The 19,731-nt window shown below is 37.1% G+C and carries 18 protein-coding genes and 2 pseudogenes; 12 read left to right on the top strand and 8 right to left on the bottom strand.

Annotation, left to right across the window (positions count from 1 at the left end; all coding sequences use genetic code 11):
• Positions 1-62: 62 nt before the first annotated feature.
• Together BMMGA3_RS16810 and BMMGA3_RS16805 are read left to right on the top strand one after the other, a co-directional pair.
• Positions 63-599 (top strand): NAD-dependent epimerase/dehydratase family protein, encoded by a 537-nt coding sequence (locus tag BMMGA3_RS16810; RefSeq protein WP_050943019.1) that lies wholly within the window; start codon positions 63-65, stop codon positions 597-599.
• Positions 583-993, top strand: a complete 411-nt coding sequence (locus tag BMMGA3_RS16805; RefSeq protein WP_050943018.1) for a Rossmann-fold NAD(P)-binding domain-containing protein — start codon at positions 583-585, stop codon at positions 991-993. Before BMMGA3_RS16810 ends, BMMGA3_RS16805 begins: the two co-directional genes overlap by 17 nt.
• A 257-nt stretch (positions 994-1,250) precedes the next feature.
• Here the strand turns inward: BMMGA3_RS16805 and BMMGA3_RS09050 are convergent, their stop codons facing one another.
• Entirely contained in the window at positions 1,251-2,000 is a 750-nt protein-coding gene (locus tag BMMGA3_RS09050) for an MBL fold metallo-hydrolase (RefSeq protein WP_004434608.1), read from the bottom strand.
• A 241-nt stretch (positions 2,001-2,241) separates the two neighbouring features.
• On the opposite strand from BMMGA3_RS09050, the gene BMMGA3_RS09045 reads away from it, so the two are divergent.
• A complete protein-coding gene (locus BMMGA3_RS09045) occupies positions 2,242-3,438 on the top strand; it encodes an oxalate decarboxylase family bicupin (protein ID WP_004434606.1) in 1,197 nt (398 codons plus the stop codon).
• 541 nt (positions 3,439-3,979) lie between these two features.
• Here the strand turns inward: BMMGA3_RS09045 and BMMGA3_RS09040 are convergent.
• Positions 3,980-4,495, bottom strand: coding sequence for a Dps family protein (locus BMMGA3_RS09040; protein WP_004434604.1), 516 nt, complete (start codon positions 4,493-4,495; stop codon positions 3,980-3,982).
• A gap of 262 nt (positions 4,496-4,757) precedes the next feature.
• Entirely contained in the window at positions 4,758-5,915 is a 1,158-nt protein-coding gene (locus BMMGA3_RS09035; RefSeq protein WP_004434602.1) for an iron-containing alcohol dehydrogenase, read from the bottom strand.
• Between the two features lie 467 nt (positions 5,916-6,382).
• On the opposite strand from BMMGA3_RS09035, the gene BMMGA3_RS09030 reads away from it, so the two are divergent.
• The 6 genes and pseudogenes from BMMGA3_RS09030 to BMMGA3_RS17360 all read left to right on the top strand — a co-directional run.
• Positions 6,383-6,661, top strand: coding sequence for a hypothetical protein (locus BMMGA3_RS09030; RefSeq protein ID WP_004434599.1), 279 nt, complete (start codon positions 6,383-6,385; stop codon positions 6,659-6,661).
• A 48-nt stretch (positions 6,662-6,709) separates the two neighbouring features.
• A pseudogene (locus tag BMMGA3_RS09025) lies at positions 6,710-7,069 on the top strand (DUF4440 domain-containing protein).
• Between the two features lie 183 nt (positions 7,070-7,252).
• Positions 7,253-8,047, top strand: a complete 795-nt coding sequence (locus BMMGA3_RS09020) for a DUF817 domain-containing protein (protein ID WP_004434580.1) — start codon at positions 7,253-7,255, stop codon at positions 8,045-8,047.
• Positions 8,048-8,277: 230 nt separating this feature from the next.
• Positions 8,278-8,805, top strand: a complete 528-nt coding sequence (locus tag BMMGA3_RS09015) for a GrpB family protein (protein WP_034669214.1) — start codon at positions 8,278-8,280, stop codon at positions 8,803-8,805.
• 563 nt (positions 8,806-9,368) lie between these two features.
• Entirely contained in the window at positions 9,369-10,604 is a 1,236-nt protein-coding gene (locus tag BMMGA3_RS09010; protein ID WP_004434574.1) for an MDR family MFS transporter, read from the top strand.
• 182 nt (positions 10,605-10,786) lie between these two features.
• Positions 10,787-11,495: pseudogene (locus tag BMMGA3_RS17360) on the top strand (RNA-guided endonuclease TnpB family protein); the annotation flags it as partial.
• Between the two features lie 29 nt (positions 11,496-11,524).
• Here BMMGA3_RS17360 and BMMGA3_RS08995 read toward each other — a convergent pair.
• Positions 11,525-12,844 carry a cation:proton antiporter gene (locus tag BMMGA3_RS08995; RefSeq protein ID WP_004434566.1) on the bottom strand — a complete coding sequence of 440 codons (1,320 nt, stop codon included), beginning with the start codon at positions 12,842-12,844 and terminating at the stop codon, positions 11,525-11,527.
• A 174-nt stretch (positions 12,845-13,018) separates the two neighbouring features.
• On the opposite strand from BMMGA3_RS08995, the gene BMMGA3_RS16800 reads away from it, so the two are divergent.
• The 3 genes from BMMGA3_RS16800 to BMMGA3_RS08975 all read left to right on the top strand — a co-directional run bounded on the left by BMMGA3_RS16800 (position 13,019) and on the right by BMMGA3_RS08975 (position 16,752).
• Positions 13,019-13,366, top strand: coding sequence for a PepSY domain-containing protein (locus tag BMMGA3_RS16800; RefSeq protein WP_004434563.1), 348 nt, complete (start codon positions 13,019-13,021; stop codon positions 13,364-13,366).
• Between the two features lie 29 nt (positions 13,367-13,395).
• On the top strand, positions 13,396-13,776 hold the full coding sequence (locus BMMGA3_RS08985) for a hypothetical protein (protein ID WP_004434562.1): 381 nt from the start codon (positions 13,396-13,398) through the stop codon (positions 13,774-13,776).
• Positions 13,777-14,637: 861 nt separating this feature from the next.
• Positions 14,638-16,752, top strand: a complete 2,115-nt coding sequence (locus BMMGA3_RS08975) for a heavy metal translocating P-type ATPase (RefSeq protein WP_081485683.1) — start codon at positions 14,638-14,640, stop codon at positions 16,750-16,752.
• A 272-nt stretch (positions 16,753-17,024) separates the two neighbouring features.
• Here the strand turns inward: BMMGA3_RS08975 and BMMGA3_RS08970 are convergent, their stop codons facing one another.
• The 4 genes from BMMGA3_RS08970 to BMMGA3_RS08955 all read right to left on the bottom strand — a co-directional run bounded on the left by BMMGA3_RS08970 (position 17,025) and on the right by BMMGA3_RS08955 (position 19,701).
• On the bottom strand, positions 17,025-17,528 hold the full coding sequence (locus BMMGA3_RS08970; protein ID WP_004434555.1) for a DinB family protein: 504 nt from the start codon (positions 17,526-17,528) through the stop codon (positions 17,025-17,027).
• A gap of 148 nt (positions 17,529-17,676) precedes the next feature.
• Complete coding sequence (locus tag BMMGA3_RS08965; RefSeq protein WP_004434553.1) at positions 17,677-17,925, bottom strand: hypothetical protein; 249 nt, start codon at positions 17,923-17,925, stop codon at positions 17,677-17,679.
• Positions 17,926-18,209: 284 nt separating this feature from the next.
• Positions 18,210-18,644 carry a flavodoxin domain-containing protein gene (locus BMMGA3_RS08960; RefSeq protein ID WP_004434542.1) on the bottom strand — a complete coding sequence of 145 codons (435 nt, stop codon included), beginning with the start codon at positions 18,642-18,644 and terminating at the stop codon, positions 18,210-18,212.
• A 10-nt stretch (positions 18,645-18,654) separates the two neighbouring features.
• The gene (locus BMMGA3_RS08955; protein WP_004434540.1) at positions 18,655-19,701 is read right to left on the bottom strand and encodes a ribonucleotide-diphosphate reductase subunit beta; all 1,047 of its coding nucleotides are present in this window, start codon (positions 19,699-19,701) and stop codon (positions 18,655-18,657) included.
• Positions 19,702-19,731 lie beyond the last annotated feature (30 nt).

Below are 19,731 nucleotides of genomic sequence, written 5' to 3'. Positions count from 1 at the left end.
ATGAGGCCGTTTTTTTATCCTTGCTGTTTGTAAATCCCGGATAAGAAAGGTGAGGGAGAGAAATGAATTATATTTTTGGAACAGGTCCGTTAGGAATGGCCGTTTTACGGGAGTTTTTGAACCGTGGTCAAAAAGTTAAAGTCATTAACCGGTCCGGAAAAGCAGATATTCCACAAGGGGTAGAATTGATCAAAGGTGACGCACGTGACCGAAATTTTACAAAAGACATTTGCAAAGATGCAGAAAAATTTTTTCATTGTGCAGGGTTACCGTATTCAGAATGGTCCGATCATTTGCCAACGATGATGAATGGATTGATCGAAGCGGCAGCTTTTTCAGGAGCGAAAATAATTTATGCAGATAATCTGTATGCTTATGGTCCGGCAACTGGCGAATATCATGAAGATCTTTCTTATAAGCCAATTGGAGTTAAAACAAAGGTGCGGGCTCAGGTAGCTGAAACCCTTCTTAACAGTCATCAACAAGGAAAGATTAAGGCAGTAATCGGAAGAGGCCCGGATTTTTTTCGGTCCAAGAGCTTTAGTGGCGACATTAGGAAGCAGGGTAATTGGAAATCTATTATTGGGGAAGAAAGCTGAGGTAATCGGAAACATTGATCTCCCTCATACTCATATTTTCATTGAAGATTTTGCACGGGGTCTTGTAACCTTGTCAGAAAATGATCAATCCTATGGCCAAGTGTGGCATATTCCAGCTGCTCCTACAGTATCTTCGAGAGAAATAATTGAAATGGTTGGCGATGAAATTGGCAAAAAGCCAACCTATCGTGTAGCCAATTCATTAATAGTCAATTTTCTTGGGTTTTTTGATAAAAATATGAAGGAATTCAAGGAAATGATGTATATGTACAATAAACCATTTATTGTCAACCATGAAAAATTTGCAAAAGCATTTCCGTTTCAAGTGACCGAACATAGGGAAGCAGTCAGGAAAACAATAGCATGGTTTAGAAAATATATAGGTAATGAGTGACTTTATTGAACCGCCGTATACCGAACGGTACGTACGGTGGTGTGAGAGGTCGGGGGTTAGTCACCCCCTCCTACTCGATTGTTTATTGTTTTGGTTCTTGAGGGTAATTCATTTTTTCTAAGTATGGCGTGAAGAACCAGACATATATTTCTAAGAAAGCTAATGCATTTGCAATGAGATCAATCGAAAATTCATTCGTTGTTTTCCTTACAAATTCTGGGATTACGCCAAAACATTACTAACTTAATTTGATTGAATTAATGTTTTATAATCTCAAGCAAACGTTCATGAACATTGTCATCAAATAAACCACCATGGTAACAAATAATTTTTTCTATTTCGAATGTTGATAATAATTCGATTGATTTAATTGATTTTTCAATATCCAATGTATATTTTGGATCAGATGGATATAATTTTCTATTTTTTACAATTAATGCATCTCCAGCTATTAGAGTTTTACTTGCTTTATGATAAAAACTTAAATGTCCTGGGGTATGGCCAGGTGTATCTATCACGATAATTCCACCACAAAAGGGTAACTCTTCTCCTCCACTAATAACATGGTCTACTTTCGCTTTTGGTGGATTTTCTAATCTAAATTTGAACGCATTACGGAAATCTTCTGGTATTTCAGGTGGTAAGGATTCCAAAGCTTTGGATATCGCTTCAGGTGTAATTTTCAGAATCATTTTTTCACCTTGAATAAATGGTTTTTCAATTGCACTAGCATATACATCTATTTTATTTTGTGATTCATCTAAAATTATTGGTAAACTCCCAATATGATCTATATCTTGATGTGTTATGAATATTTTATTAAGTTTTTCAAAAGAAACACCTGCTTTTTCAATACATTCACGGATATCATTTAATTGTCCAGGGAAACCTGTATCAACTAAAATCATATTCTCTTCATCCCATATTAAGGTAGGATAAATGACATTAGCCTCTCCCATAGAATTCATTGTAAGCTCTAACATTTTAATATTATTTTTCTCTAACATAGAATTCCTCCAGAAAGTATTATTTTCTAATGCCAATACAATAATACTCACAAACGCCTTATTAGTCAACATTAAAATTAATTATTATAACATAAAAATTATTTTTTGTCAACAATTTTTAATCCATAACCATTTCTTCAATACCCTATGTTTCAATAGGCACAGTAACAATTCGACGCCCAAGTCATACACTATGATAAAGGATTTTCCCTGAATAATTCCATATAAGAGGAGCATAATGATGGAAAACCGATCTATTAATCAAGTGGGCGGAAATGTACCACAACCTATCCGAAGTGATGGAGCTGGAGGGATTGACTCCGGCCCGCGTAATATTATGCGGGATCTTCAAAATCCGAATATGCTCGTCCCACCTATTACAGATGCAGGTTTGGTTCCTAACTTGAAATTCTCATTCTCAGACACTTCTATGAAATTAAATCACGGGGGATGGTCCCGGGAGATCACCGCCAGGGAACTTCCGATAGCGACCACCCTTGCTGGAGTAAATATGAGCTTAACGGCCGGCGGAGTACGTGAACTCCATTGGCATAAACAAGCAGAATGGTCTTATATGCTGTTAGGACGGGCACGCATAACCTCGGTTGACCAAGAAGGACGAAATTTCATTGCCGACGTTGGCCCAGGCGATCTTTGGTACTTTCCTCCAGGTATCCCACATTCGATTCAAGGGTTGGAACATTGCGAATTTCTGCTCGTCTTCGATGACGGAAACTTTTCCGATCTTTCCACCTTATCCATCTCCGACTGGTTTGCACATACTCCAAAAGATGTTCTGTCGGCCAATTTCGGAGTACCAGAGAGTGCTTTTAACTCTCTTCCTTCAGATCAGGTCTATATTTATCAGGGAGAGGTACCCAGTTCGCTTGATAATCAGGAAGTCCAGTCACCCTACGGAGAAGTTCCTTTAACCTTCAAGCACGAGCTGTTGAAACAAACACCAATCAAAACGCCTGGTGGTAGCGTACGAATTGTGGACTCTTCTAACTTCCCAATTTCAAAAACAATCGCAGCAGCACTCGTTGAGATTGAGCCTGGTGGAATGAGAGAACTACATTGGCATCCCAATAACGACGAGTGGCAGTATTACCTTACCGGGCAAGGGCGAATGACTGTATTTACTGGAAACGGTGCAGCTCGTACATTTGATTATAGAGCTGGTGATGTCGGATATGTACCCTTTGCTACTGGACACTATATTCAAAACACCGGTACCGAAACGTTATGGTTTTTAGAGATGTTCAAAAGCGACCGCTTTGAAGACGTGTCGCTGAATCAATGGATGGCACTGACTCCTAAAGAATTAGTTCAAAGCAACTTAAATGTTGGATCAGAATTGCTCGATTCTCTACGCAAGGAGAAATGGCCTGTTGTGAAATATCCCGGGTTTTCCTCCTACCCCAAAAAAGGAAGATAAGAGTAGATTTATTTTTAGTTATTTTTTGCTTAGTTATTTTTCGTGTGCTTGAATTGAAAATCTAGCTGCCAATCAGGCGGTAGATTATATGGTGCATGGTGCCCATTTGGATGTATCGGAAGTACGAACGTTGGGCGCATTAAATTAACTTAGTTACAAAAATATTATTTATCGGTCTGTGGTTTGGGTGACTATACCCATAAGTTTATCACTTGTTTTTTGGGTACTTGAACCAATTGTTATGAAAGATAATACGGGAGTATGTATGATACTCGTTACTATAATAGTTGGTCTTTTAGATGCGTATATTAGAATTAAAATATTTGAGAAGAAAGTTCATCCGTTTTTGGAAAAAAGAAGAAAAAAGACACCTCCCTTAACTTAATTATAAAGCTAACATATTCACTCCATTAAAGGGCGATTTTATGGGCAAAATGCCTCTCTTTGTACTTTTTTACTAACCATAGTATGAAAAAAGTAACCCCTATTTCAAAACGAAAAGCTAAAAATGGAAGTTATTGCTATTCTGAACGTCTACTGTTTACTGTTTTGGAACTTGAGGGTAGTTCATTTTTTCTAAGTACGCTGTGAAGAACCAGACATATTTTTCTAAGAAAGCCAATGCATCTGCAATGAGATTTATAGTAAATTCGTCCGTGGTTTCTTTTACAAATTTGTCTACTTCATGTAAATAACGGGCGGTTGCTGCAAAATCATTTGCAACAAGATATGCAATCGTTAATGTATCATAAGGCATGCTTGGTACTTCCTGCAGTGTAGCATTGCGAACAAATTCCTGCATTGAGCCAAGCGGAAAGAACCCTAACATTTTAATGCGTTCCGCAACTCGGTCAATCTCCTTGTTAATTTCTTCATAGACCGTATCTAATTCTTTATGAAAATCGAAGAAATCAACACCAACAACATTCCAGTGAAAGTTGTGTATTTTTACTAGCGTCACATGAAGATTAGCTAAATAGACATTAAAAGCATCAGCCAGCCTTTTTGCATATGCCGGATCCAAACCAGTCATGACAGCACGAAGATGATTAGACATTTCCTCGTCTCCTTTCAAACACGCTTCAAAACCATATTATGTTGTGGGCGAGTACACAGTTCAACGATATTTCGAAAGAATGATTAAAACTAATGGAAATTACACCCATTCGATTAGTCGAGGCTAAAGATTTAGAAGCTGCTAAAAGCATCGTTGAGCAACAAATAAATCCAACGTTACGGTGAACCACCCATTAGTAAAAAAAGGCTGTCCCACAATCAGTTTTACTGACAGGTGGGACAGCCTCTTCGTCTTTGGCGAATTACATCGCATTTTTAATAATTTGGATGACTTCTTCTAACTTAGGTTTACGAGGATTTGTTAATGCACATGCATCTTTCATCGCATTCTTAGCTAAAGTCTCAATGTCTTCTTCTTTAGCACCTAGTTCTTTAAAGCCTTTTGGAATGTTAAGGTCTTTAGCCATTCTTTCGATCGCTTTAATAGCTTTTTCAGCTGCATCGTACGTACTTAGACCGTCGACATTTTCACCAAGAAAAGCAGCGATTTCTGCATAACGTTCCACTTTAGAAATTAAGTTAAATCGACATACATATGGCAGAAGGACCGCATTGCAAACGCCATGAGGGAAGTTGTAGAATCCTCCTAATTGGTGTGCAATCGCATGAACATAGCCTAAACCCGCGTTATTGAATGCCATGCCAGCTAATGATTGAGCGAAGGCCATTTGTTCACGTGCTTCAATGTCTTTTCCATTTGCAACTGCACGCGGCAAGTATTTAGAAATGATTTTGATCGCCTGAATTGCAAGTGCATCTGTAATTGGAGTAGCACCAGTTGAAACATATGCTTCAATTGCATGAGTTAATGCATCTAATCCAGTAGCAGCAGTTAAGGACGGAGGCATTCCAACCATTAGCTCTGGGTCGTTGATTGAAAGTGTAGGTGTTACATGTTTATCCACAATGGCCATTTTCACTTTGCGTTCAGTATCTGTGATGATTGTGAATTTAGTTAATTCACTGCCTGTACCAGCTGTTGTATTAATCGCAATTAGCGGGACCATTGGTTCTTTTGATACATCGACACCTTCATAATCGTGAATTTTTCCACCATTAGCAGCTACTAATGCAATGGCTTTTCCGGCATCATGTGAACTTCCGCCGCCCAGAGTGACAATGCTGTCACAGTTTTCAGCGTTATACGCTTCTAAACCTTCTGCGACGTTTTTATCGGTTGGATTTGGTTCGGCTTTTGGAAAAATGGATACTTCCACACCAGCTGCACGAATAATACTGGAAATTTTTTCAGAAAGACCTAAACCGTGAAGACCAGCATCTGTAACTAATAAAGCTTTTTTCACACCAAGATCAGCTAATCGAGTTCCAACCTCATTAACTGATCCTGCACCAAATAGATTGACTGAAGGCATAAAAAATGCACTTTGAGTGTTTGTCATACAAACATCCTCCTCATTTTGATAGTCTATTCATAGAAGCAATAATTAACATTTTCCGAATGAATGCGCATACACGAACATAAATTTGAGAAATAATTTGCTGATTGTACTTGAGTGATCATTCTTAGTAAATTTAAATGAGTGTAAGACCCGAAAATTATTATGCGTAGAAATCCAAATAATATGTTCGATGATTAAAATAACCTTTTACTAACTATGTTTAAATCTAATTGTGCGTATACCTTTTTTCATTTATTCAGGTTTTCAAATTGGCTAGTATTAAATTTGAAAGAAATTAAATTTGTTAAAAAAACCATCTATGCTATTCACTAAAGGGCCATTTAATGGAATAAGAGAAGGAAATATTAGAAAGTAAATCGAAGCTCTAGTTGAATAAGGATAGAAACCTTGTTGGCTTGGGAAACGTATAAAAAGCAAATATAACAATATTAAGAAGGAATTGAAATATGGATGCTTTGGTTGTTGGATTTTTATTTCTAATTCCAGGAATAATCTTTTTCTTATTTGTCTTGTTTAAATATACGGAGCTGGAACATCAGAAGGAACTTGAAAAGTGGAGATGGTTTCGAGAAGATAATTGGAAATGGATTTGGGATCCGGAACTCGCACTATTTACAAAAATAGCAGAAAAATCATTTTTCATTGCAAAAGTAATTTTGCTATTAACTGCTCTTATTCCTGTCTCAATTGGTGCGTTGGCTTTGTGGGCGTATTTTGCTGGTTAAAATATAAAAAGATACTCTAAAAGGAATTAGCATATATGGAGGATAAATATGGAAAAACAATCTTCGTTAAAAGAACATATTTGTGAATTAGAGCAACATTTATTAGAACCTAAAATTCGCACAGACCCAGCAAAACTAGATCAATTACTTGCAGACGTTTTTTGGATTCGGAAGTTCGGGAAATGTTTGGTATAAAAAGGATTGTGTTAGCGAAGGTGGGCTTAGTGTTAGGAAGATGACTCTTTTTGATTTTGAAATATATCCTTTATCAGAAGACGTAGTATTAACCACATATCGGGTAAGAGATGAAACAAGAATGAAAAATACTTTACGTAGTTCAATTTGGAAATTTATTGAAGGAGATGGCAAATGTTCTTCCATCAAGGAACTATAACAAAATCAGATTAATATTCTTATTAAACAACCGGGCGCAATTCTTTAGCGAGAGTTGCGCTTTTAGAGTGTATTGGTTCATTTAACGAAAAAAGTTTTTTAATAAATTTACAAAATCTAAAATAATTGTTATTAAGCGAAGTGCAGTTTAGTATATAACTAAGAACAAAAATAATTAACTGGTGTTAGGGTGTTACGATGAAGCAATTATTCTACTTTGGTTATGAACAAGCAAAATCTTGTCTTTTTCCTGTTATTATTTTTCTTACTCTTGCAATTACAAAAATGGTTGAAGTGCCTTTTATCGCTCGGTATGATTTAATTTTATATATTTGTTTATTGACACAAATTCTGATGGTCGTGTTCAAATTTGAAACATTCGATGAAGTGAAAGTAATTGGAGTCTTTCACCTCATCGGTCTAGCGTTAGAGCTTTATAAAGTACATATGGGTTCATGGAGTTATCCTGAGGAAGCCATTACAAAGTTTTTTGGCGTCCCTTTGTATAGTGGCTTCATGTATGCCAGTGTAGCAAGTTATATGTGCCAAGCATGGAGAAGGCTAGAATTGAGACTTGTAAATTGGCCCCCTACTTGGAGAGTTGTTCTACTAAGCGCTGCAATCTATTTTAATTTCTTCACCCACCATTTTATTTTCGATTTTCGCTGGATATTAAAAATAATGACCTTTCTCATCTTCTATCGAACATTTGTATATTTTACAGTCAAAAAACGTACGTATGCGATGCCTTTGTCATTATCATTTGTATTAATTGGCTTTTTCATTTGGATTGCTGAAAATATTGCAACATTTTTTGGAGCTTGGCGATACCCAAACCAACAACAACAATGGGAAATTGTCCATATTGGGAAAGTTAGCTCTTGGTTATTGCTTGTAATTGTTAGTTTTATGATTGTTGCACAATTAAAACATTTAAAAGAAAATCGTGAAATGAGTAGGGGGAAGCAGGATCAGTCTTTGCAAGTAATATGAGGAGTCAATCAAAAAGAATGTAAAATCAATACTATTACCTTGAAAAATTTTGTAATAAGATTAATTGTTCCATTAAAGGGCGCATTCCTGTAGGAAAGCGTCTGATTTATTTTTGGGGCATATTATAAATGGAGTATTAAGCTAGAAAATAGAAATTAGAAAAGGAAATTGGTCATGGATTATTTCAATATCAAAACCCTTTTTGGGAGATAATCAAAAGTGAGGTTCTCATGAGGAGAGTAGAAGTGAAGCCATATGATGAGCAATGGACATTGAAGTTCGAAGACGAATCCAATAAATTACATGATATATTCGGGCCTGAAATCATAGAAATTCATCATATCGGCAGTACCTCTGTAAACGGTTTAAAGGCAAAGCCTATTATTGACATAATGCCTGTAGTTAGAGACACTAATCGGATCGATGAGTTTAACGCAGCAATGATTTTAATAGGTTATGAACTAAAGGGTGAAAACGGGATAATCGGACGTCGATACTTCCAAAAAGGAGAAAATAATCGGAATCATCATGTGCACTTTTACGAATTAGGCAATCCTGACATTGAACGTCATCTTGCATTTCGAGATTACTTACGTGCACATCAAGATGTTGTGAAAAAGTATGGAGACTTAAAAGAGGAATTGTCCCAACTATTTCCTTACGATATTGCATCGTACATCAAAGGGAAGGAACAGCTAGTATTAGAAATTGAACGAAAAGCGGTAACTTGGTATAAAAGTTTCAAGAACGTAGATTAGCTTATTTAATTTAAAGGGAGCAGGCATTGGTTTAGATTTCAAAATACGAACGGGTTCGATAGGAAAATAAGAGATAGTACTAAAATTTTGATTTCTATATAATAAGGATCTTCCACAATCGGGCGCAAGAGTTGAGATCCAGCTGCTATAATTGGCGGCTTTTTTTATTGCACTTAAAGGGCAGATTAGTAGAAGAAGGTAAGAAATTTCTAAAAGGAAAAATAATTTGATTCGAGGAGTATAGGAGTTAAAAGAAATAGTAAAATGCAGAGGTGAGATTCAGTGTAGTTATCAGGCGGTTACAAAAGGGACGTTCTTGGCTACCACTAATCAGTATTATGTTAGCTAGAAGTATACATCAACTTAAACAAACTTCTTGTTTCCATACTGACCATGCATTTTTGTTAGAGTAATAGTATCATGTCCAAGGTTTATTAATTAATTGTAATCAATTCGATCTTTTTGCACCAGAACCAGATTTCATTTATAATCAGAAGATAATTTTTATATTTTTAGATAATTATTTCTTTTTTGTACTTATTAGTAAGAAAGTTGGTGATGGTTTGAGCAGCAAGTTAGCATCCATCCACTCAATCGGATGGAACATTATTATTGGAACCTTGTTTGCAAGATTGGCAAGCTCTATGAGCATGCCGTTTTTGGCCATTTATTTGACGGCAACAAAGGGTGTTTCGCCTGCGTTGACAGGGATGATGATCGCGGTTAGCGCGTTGATAGGAGTCATTTGCGGTTTTATCGGGGGAAACTTATCTGATCAATACGGCCGCAAGCGAATTATGATGGCTTCCATCTTTGTATGGATTTTTGTGTTCGTTGGGTTTGCATTTGCGGATCATGTAGCGTGGTTCTTTTTGCTGAATGCATTAAACGGAGTATGCCGATCCTTTTTTGAACCGACATCACGTGCATTGCTGTCAGATATGACAAAGCAAGAAAATAAATTGTTAGTTTTTAATTTACGATATGCCGCCATTAATGTCGGAGTTGCAATTGGTCCGCTGGTCGGGTTGCAGCTTGGAAGTGCAAAGTCAACAATGCCGTTTTTGATAGCTGCAGCAGTGAACTTGGTATATATGATTTCTCTACTTATTCAGTTTAGGAAATATGAAATAGGGGAAATACCGGCAGTACAAAAAGAACGGGTGTCCATGAAGCAGTCTGCTCAAGTCCTGCGTAAAGATAACGTATTTTTGTTGGCGCTTATCGGTATTATTTTAGGAAATGCAGGTTATTCTCAGTTCTCCTCTACATTGTCACAGTATTTTGCGAATGCACCAGTTTTTCAAGACGGGATAGAGCTGTTTTCGCACGTTCTCGTATTGAATGCAATTACCGTTCTTGTTGTGCAATATCCGGTCACTCGTGTAGGAAAAAGATACTCGCCGCTTGTCTCCATCATGTTCGGAACTTTGATTGTCAGCCTCGGATTAATTGGCTTTGGTATGTTGAAATCTGTTCCCTTATTATTCGCCTGTGCCTTCTTGTTCACAATCGGAGAAGTGTTGATGTTTTCTATGACAGACTTATTTGTGGATCAGATTGCGGTGCCGCATTTAAAAGGAACATACTTCGGGGCGATGGGATTTTCCGGACTGGGCGGAGTGGTCGGGCCGTGGCTTGGCGGCATGCTGCTTAATACCTATGGATATGATAACGGGACCATTGTCTTTTCCTATTTAGCTTTATTATGCGCGCTTGGTTTTCCTTTGTTATTCATTGTGAAAGTCATGGTGCAAAAGAGAAACTCTCAATGCAATAACTTAAAAATGCATGCGTAAAAAGGACGTGAATTCACGTCCTTTTATTTATCCTTTTCCGACAGAAGACTCCCACTTCAAGGAAAGCGAAGGGCAAAGCCCAATGGGTAAGTGGGAGATGAATGTCGGTTGGCGATAGCCAAAACCTTCCTCATTATGATATAATAAGAACATATGTTCTATAAGGAAGTGAGGTGAACGTCATGATCTTCCACAAAGCCTATAAATTTCGTATCTATCCAAACAAAAAACAAATGGAACTCATTAACAAAACGATTGGCTGTTCAAGATTCGTGTTCAACTTCTTTCTTGCTAAACAGAAGGAAAAGGACGCCTTTTGGTATATTTGTGAAGAAATGGTCCAAAACGGTCAACTTCCAACAAATAACTTGAAAGGTAAATATTTCAATAAGAAAGAAATCATAAAAACACTTCCTGAACTGAAAAAGCAATATGAATTTTTAAAGGAAGTGGATAGTATTGCTTTGCAAAAATCAGTTGAAAATCTTGTTGATTCCTATGATCGATACTACAAGAAACAAAACAAAACAATCTCGATTTAAGTCTAAAAAGAATCCAGTTCAATCCTACACAACAAAGTATACAAACGGGAATATAGCTGTAATAGGCAACTACATGAAATTGCCTAAACTTGGTCTTGTTCGTTTTGCCAAAAGCCGCGAAGTGAAAGGACGTATCCTAAATGCAACAATACGGTGTAATCCTTCGGGCAAATACTTTGTTTCTCTTTGTACAGAGACAGAAGTAACTGAATGGCCAAAAACCCGTTCAGCTATTGGGGTTGACGTGGGAATCAAAGACTTTGCTATTCTTTCCGATGGAACAACTTACTCCAATCCTAAATTTTTCCGCTCATTAGGGGAAAAATTAGCAAAACTTCCATATATTATCTATGCCATCCGAAGATCTCTCATTTAAATCTAATTTAACGATTTAATCGTGTTAATTTTTTTCTTTTGTTTCGAAATTATATTTTCATCACCCGGCATTAATCTCCATCCTTTATTAACAACTATGCGAAGCCAAGTGCCAGGAAACCAAGACGTGATCAATGACAACATTACAAGAACCGCAAAAAAGTCCTGGTTAATAATTCCCGTTGAATAAGCAACTGTTGAAAGAACAATTCCTGGTCCGCCGCGATTATTAATTGCTATTCCAAGATTGATGCTCGTAAGCCTGTCTTGTTTAATCAATCGGGAGGAAATATATATAGCGAGTGTTTGAGTTAGGGTGGCAAGTAATAAATAGCCAAGGAAAAACAATAGATTAAAGTGTTTAACAAGGTTTAACTGCAGCCCTACGGTTGCGAAATAGATAGGAATAAACCAGGGGAATGATATATTAGACACTCCTTGTTCAATTCGTTCTGAAACCGCCTTTGGCATCGACAACTTTACAAGGATGCCTGCCAACAGCGCTCCGAAAATTGTTTCTACATGCAGAGTTCCGGCCAGCGCCGCAAGCATGAACATGATAAATAAAAAATACCCCATATTCGAAGCTCTGAACAACAAATTCTGCTTTAGATAGGTCAAACGATTAAATAGTAAGTAACCTAGTATTAAAGTCCCCGCTATAAAACCTACACTAAGGAAAATACTTTTGAGCCCGGTAGCGAGAGTAAAAACTCCTCCTTTACTGGCGAGGGCAGTGGCAAAGCCTAGTGCAATCCATAACAAAATATCATGAATACCTGCACAAGCGATAACAATTTTGGCGAATCGTGTTTGCATGATACCTAAGTCATTAAAAATCTTGGAAATAACGGGTATTGAGGTTACTGCTATGGAAATAGCAATGACGATTTTCAAAGCAAGCAAGTTGTTTGCCACGCCTAAATACGGGGCTATATTTAACATATCTGCAGCCATCCAACCGACAACAAAAGAAGGTACAGTTGCTCCAACTACTAAAACTGATGTGATTTTCATGTCTTCTTTTGTAAAGTGAGTTTGAAATTTCAGCCCCGAGCTGAACATAAGCATTAGTAATCCAAATTGATATAGAAGGCCAAATAACTTGTCTTCTTCTGAAAACCCCAAAAACATCCAATGATACAAATCCGGGAAAAAATGTCCTAAAAGAGTCGGTCCCAATACTAATCCTGCAGAAACTTCACCGATCACTCGCGGAATGTACAATCGTTCTGCAATAAAACCCAATAAGTGAGCTGCAGCTAATAAGCAGCCCATTGCGAAAAGAAAATGGCTTATTTCTGTTCCTTGTAAGTTAAACATTTTATGCTCCTTTCTGCTTCTATTACTTATAACGTATGCAAACTAAAGGACAAGGTCATAGTTGATAAGCTCATCTTTGTAAATTCTTGTCCGGCCTTCATCAAAAAAGAGTATGATTAATTGAATAAATTCAAACAACGTTCACATACTAACAAAAAAGAAAGGAGTGGAACTATGAAGAAAACTTTCATATTTTCCCTGTTACTATCACTTGGCTTGCTTTTTTGTCTAAACATTCAGTCTACTCAAGCCCGTGAAGTCAGTCCCAATGAAGAAATCGGTATGGAAAGAGCAAAACAAATCGCCTTGAAACAAGTAAAAGGCAAAATAGTCAGAGCGAAAATAGAAACAGAAGACGGAATGACCAAATATGAAATAATAGTACAAGCAAAAAATGGAATTTATGAAGTTGAAATTGATAAAGCCACGGGCAAAGTATTAGAGGTCGAGAGAGAAGGATCCGGCGATGACGGTGTACGGGATGATGATAAGCCTGGCAATGATAATCGAAACGATAACTAATTAGTTCAACTGCAAGGGGTTCTAAAAGAATGGCAAAAATATGGATTTGCTGCATCTTCATTTGCAGTATTTTTTTCGCTCCAATTGTCTCACAGGCTAAAGAAGTAGATCATATTAAACAAACGGAAAAAGAATTGTACGATCCAGAGATGAATTGCACAAAAAAAGTTAAGCTCACCTCGGCTCAACTGAAACAACTTGATCAAATTTATTACAGGATTTACAGTGACTATGTTGATTTAATTGAGTTTTACTCCCAGTCAGGGGCATTAACACAAAATCAAATGAAGCTAAGATATAAAATGTTGAACAACTACATTAAAACATTTTACAAAAGAAATTACAGATGGTGCTCGGAACATGAATCCGATGAATGGGAAGAAGAATGGTATAACAGTGATAAGGATTAACATCTAATTAAGAATCTGAGGAATAAGCTGTTCCTTTGATTCTTTTTTAGCTTAATTAGTTAGCAGTTATATTATTGGGTTTACATCAGCTGCTTTGGAATATTGACTTTAGATCTATTGGGAATGTTAAAATTCCTATTCGTTCATCCTTCCAGAACTTTAAAATCACCGAAGGACATATTGAAGCTATTAAAAACTTCAATTTTAATAATGCTCGCCGTTTGGAATATTTGTTACGGTTAAATGAAAACATTTAGGATTCCTATAATCCCCATATATAAAACCTTGGCCAAATACCGTTCTTTTCCCCCGCCAATTCATTTTTACCACTGAATATCGAACGGCACTTCTTCCATCTATGACCTCCTGAAATCCAATGATTGTTATTCCATTATTACTTATCTTTAAGGGTGGACTGTAAAAACAGCAGCAATCTATCCCCAGCCCCCATTGTATATTTTCCTTTCTTTTATCCTTTAACATCTTTCTTATAAGAAAAAAAATAAAAATTGCGATACAAGCCATTCCAATTAAAATTCTCATTGGTTCTCTTTTCACCTCTTTATTGCCTTTTCTATATTATTTGTTAGGATTTTTAAATTGCAACGGCTAATGACGAGCAGATGTGAAAAGGGTAGCGGATTTAAAATAAATTTTCCTTGACCATGGTTGGACGTGGTTAACAGCATAAAATATGATGTTATTTTCATTATTGCACTATCCATTCGGAACAACACTTGTTAATATAAATAAAGAAACGAAAAATGGGTATAAAATAGCAGCACTTTAAAGGGTGCTTTGTTTGAATAAAAAAGCCGAAGTGGGAGGTGATGAACCGTGGCTGAAGCAAAAGAACTGCATATGGAAAAACACGTATACCGTGTACAAGGATTTTCCTGAATAAGCTGTGCCGGAAAGTTCGAACAGAACGTAAAACACCTGGATGGTGTTTTGGATGCAAAAGTCAATTTTGGAGCTTCAAAAATCACGGTTTATGGAAATACCACCATTGAAGAATTAGAAAAGGCAGGAGCTTTTGAAAATTTGAAGGTCTTTCCGGAAAAAGGAGAACAACCATCTCAAAAGAAGGAACCTTTCTGGAAAGAATATTCAAACCTTCTCGTTTCACTGCTTTTTATTGTAATGGGATATCTTTCTCAATTTATTATTGGGGCAGAAAGCACCATTACGATATTAGCTTTTTTAACGTCAATTTTTGTTGGCGGATTCGCATTATTCAAAGAAGGGATCAAGAATTTATCCCGGTTGCAATTTGATATGAAAACCCTTATGACCATCGCGATTATTGGGGCAGCGATTATTGGCGAATGGAGCGAAGGGGCCGTTGTCGTCATCCTGTTTGCCATAAGCGAGGCTTTAGAAGCTTATTCAATGGAGAAAGCGAGAGCTTCTATACGGTCTTTAATGGATATTGCTCCAAAGGAAGCATTAGTCCGCCGCAATGGAAAAGAAACAATGGTTCATGTTGATGAAATTGAAGTTGGCGATATTATTATCGTTAAACCAGGACAAAAAATTGCCATGGATGGTGTAGTAATAAAAGGGTTTTCTTCGGTGAATCAGGCGGCTATAACCGGAGAGTCTGTACCTGTTGAAAAAACCGTAGATGATGAGGTTTTCGCCGGGACATTAAATGAAGAAGGATTATTGGAAGTAAAGGTAACAAAACGTGTGGATGACACAACCATTGCGAAGATTATCCATCTGGTGGAAGAGGCTCAAGCTGAACGAGCACCTTCCCAGGCATTCGTTGACCAATTTGCAAAGTATTATACGCCTGTAATCATGATAATCGCTGCGCTGGTTGCGATAATTCCACCTCTTCTTTTCGGCGCAAGCTGGAATGAGTGGATTTATCAAGGATTAGCGGTTTTAGTCGTTGGGTGCCCTTGTGCATTAGTTGTTTCAACCCCTGTCTCCATTGTGACAGCGATCGGCAATGCAGCCAGAAATGGAGTATTGATTAAAGGCGGAATCTATCTTGAAGAAACCGGGGCTTTAAAAGCAATTGCCTTTGATAAGACGGGAACGCTGACGAAGGGCATCCCTGTTGTAACAGATTTTAAGAATCTAACCAATGTGGAAGATCAACAACTCTTCTCCATGATTGCGGCACTAGAATATCGGTCGCAGCACCCTCTTGCTTCTGCCATAATGAAAAAAGCAGAAGAAGAAGGCATAGCATTTAAAAAAATGCAGGTGGATGATTTCTTTTCTATTACTGGGAAAGGAATTAAAGGAATAATTAACGGTGCCACATACTATATTGGAAGTCCGAACCTGTTTGAAGAAGTCCTGAAAGAAGGAATCGTCCCTGGCATTCGGGAAGAAATAAGGGCTCTTCAGAACATGGGAAAAACCGTTATGGTATTCGGTACAGATTCAGAAGTTCAAGCCATTGTTGCAGTTGCAGACGAAATCAGAGAGAGCAGCAAAGATGTAATTGAAAAACTTCATTCTCTTGGAATTGAAAAAACGATCATGCTTACTGGCGACAATAAAGGCACTGCGAAAGCGATCGGACAACAAGTTGGCGTCTTGGAATTCCAAGCAGAGTTATTGCCGCAAGATAAATTGGAATTCATTAAAAAGCTTCGAAATGAGTACGGTAAGGTTGCCATGGTCGGAGACGGTGTCAATGATGCACCTGCTTTGGCATCTGCCACAGTTGGAGTAGCCATGGGTGGAGCAGGTACGGATGCAGCATTGGAGACATCTGACATCGCCTTGATGGGAGATGATTTAAGAAAACTTCCGTTTACAGTAAAACTTGGCCGAAAAGCCTTGGCCATTATTAAACAAAACATTACTTTTTCGATAGGGGTTAAATTATTGGCCCTTCTCCTTATCATTCCTGGCTGGCTGACTCTATGGATTGCAATTTTTGCTGATATGGGAGCAACCTTGTTAGTAACGTTAAATGGGCTGCGTCTTTTAAAGGTTAAGGATAAATAAGAACGGCTTCCCCTGAAATTTGGGGAGCCTAACAAAAAGATGACACTTCACTACATTATTTTATTTTCTAAAGCTCATTTCGCTATATTTGTAATGTTCATTGTTTTTTCTGCTAGTTCCATTTGAGCTTTTATTATTTCTGGTTTTGCATAATAAGAAAAGGAGTTGCCACAGCAACCCTTATTTTTAAACTCAAGCACCCACATTATCGGTCTACTTATGACATAAAAATAGCAAATAAATGTTGGCTAAACCTTTTGTTATAACCTAGTCTACATTTTTGGAGCTTCCATACCTAAATTGGCCCATTCCTCTTTTGAAGGGCCGTAAATGCCGGGAACGTTTAATCCAGCTTGTCTCATAAGAACCGTCATCTGTCCCCGATGGTGGATTTGATGTTGAATCAAAAACAGCAATAGTAATCCGTTTGGCATCTGTTGGCCAAAAAAGTTGGTTAGGTCTTTCAGGTTCTTGTCGGTCCATTGGGTTTTAATTGCCTGTACAAAGGCAGCACTGGCTTGATGATAGCTTTCACATATAAACTTTGCAGAAGCAGGGACGGGCCAATCTTCAGATGGGGCTTCAAACGTTAGTCCTGTATGTGAGGAAATGATGTGAATTGCGGTTACGGTGTGCCATGCAATACGTCCTAATGTCCAGTTCTGTGAAGTGACTTCCTGTTTAAGTGACTCATCAGTGAGATTATCTAATATTCTTTGAGTTGCTCTTTCTTCGAATTCCCAAGATCTAAAGAAATTGTCTAATGTTTGGAACAAAAAAATCCCTCCTAAGATTTGTTAATAATAGATTCGCTAAATTATGAGTATAACCTTCTAAAATTTTCGGTTTACTTGCCCCATCCTTTTAAAAAAGAATGGGGCAAAAAAATCAGCTGCTCTATCCTGGCGATACTCAAGAGGAGTTTTACGAATGAAAAGGTATCTTTTTTTCGCTTTTAAATAGCAGGTAATGGGCGTTTCCCACTTTTTCTTCTATATAGTCGAGCGAATAATCACCTAATGGATCTGATAAGTCACCGATTGCCCGAGAGAGATTATCAATCACAAGTCTTAATGTATCAAATTGTCTCGGCTCTTTCTTTAAATTCATCTCATCCATGATTTCATAAGCAAGATGTTGGATTCGCCGTAAGCGCATTTCTTTTGTTTGCACGATATACTCATCCTCCTCTAGATAACAATTTACATTATTTATATATGGCTAAGAGGGGGGATTCATGAGTATATGCATTGAATGGCATTCTTATCCATTAAAGGAGGGGGAGGTTTTCGCACCTTCAAGTTTAAATTAATCTCTTTTAAAGAAACAGATAAAGATAATAAACTGTTGAACAAGCTTTTGCTTCTTATAAATCAAAATTTTGTAACATAATAGGTGTCCCAAAGGCCGATGTATGTATATAAGCTAAAACATCTTTTTGCAGAAAAAAAATTATGTTAAATTAATCGTTTTACAATGCATTCAACGAACTTTATGCACCTTTCGATGTCTTGCGACTGCGGCATCAGCTCTACTTTTAAAGTAGCAGCCAAATTTGTGTGAACATATAACATATCTCTGAATTCATCCACTGCGCCGCAAAATTTAGGATAAAATCGATCTCCGGTCCCGACCACGCCTGTAATCACATTTTTTACATCTTGGTTTTCAAAGGCTCGATATAGCTCTTTCATCTCTTGAGGGATATCTCCGTTCCCCCATGTATAGGTTGCAACTACAATTGCATGAAATTGATTTAACTGACCGATTGGAAACTGATCAATAGAATATATTGTAATATTTAAAGGATATTTCAGAAAGAACTGGTGAAGTATTCTCACCAGTTCTTCTGTGTTTCCTGTTATGGAAGTATAAACGATGGCTATATTCATCTTTCAACCTCTATAATTCATCGAAACCGTTTGACTGAGTCACTTTTGTATACGTTCTGGACTTTTGTTCAAAGAAGTCCGATTTTGTTTCATTGATCATCTCATCACTAAATACGTGGATCCATGGCATTGGGTTGTCCCTGTCTTTATAAAGATTTTGCAATCCTAGCTGACGTAAACGTTTATTTGCCAAATATTCGGTGTAGCCGTTGAATTCATACAAATCAATACCGTCTATATCCTTTAAGATGAAATGTGCCCACTCTTTTTCAAGCTGAACAGCTTGTCCAATTGTATAATAGATATAATCAATATTTTCAGCTGTGTTTAATTCAGGGTTTTCTGATAATAGAATTCGAATAAATTGGGAAATAAAATAGGCATGCTGCATTTCATCCCGTTGGATATAGCTAATCATTGTACTCGTCTTCAACATTTTTTGCTGTCGAGCCAGATTATAGAAAAAGGCAAATCCTGCATAAAAATAAATGCCTTCAAGATTAATAGAATTTACACCAAGTTTAAACAGATTTAGCGGTGTAGGATTTTCGCGGAAGCTTTCATAAGCATTTAATATAAGTTGGTTTCGCTTTTGGACAATTGGATCATTTTTTGCTTGATTGAAGCGGTAATTCTGTTCACTTAACGGGACAAGTGAGCTTAAGATATAAGAATATGACTCATTGTGAACTGCTTCTTGTTGAGAAATAACGGCGAAAATAGCTTTAAAGCTGGAATCTGTTACATAATCCATTACCTGGCTCATTGTAGGTGTTTGCAAGCTATCCAGAGAAGCCAATTGTGTGTTAATGCGCAAAAAAACATCCTGTTCAATTTTACTGAGGAGATCCCATTGTTTGATATCATCTTGCATGTTGATCTCCTGAGCTTTCCAAAAATTCGAAAGTAAGGTTTGATATAAATTATACATTTGAGGATAAGCGATATCATTCCAGTTTAATATCCCGGATGATTTCCCATTTATTATACTTGTCGATTTATTTGGATGCTGTGGATTAAGCAGCTTAATTCTTTTTAATGGTGAATGTATGTTCATCAAAAGTATCCTCCTAAAATCATTTTAGCA

The organism is Bacillus methanolicus MGA3 (assembly GCF_000724485.1).
Taxonomy (GTDB): domain Bacteria; phylum Bacillota; class Bacilli; order Bacillales; family Cytobacillaceae; genus Bacillus_Z; species Bacillus_Z methanolicus_A.
The sequence above is the reverse complement of the archived record's forward strand: the minus strand, read 5'-3'. Positions and strand labels throughout refer to the sequence as shown.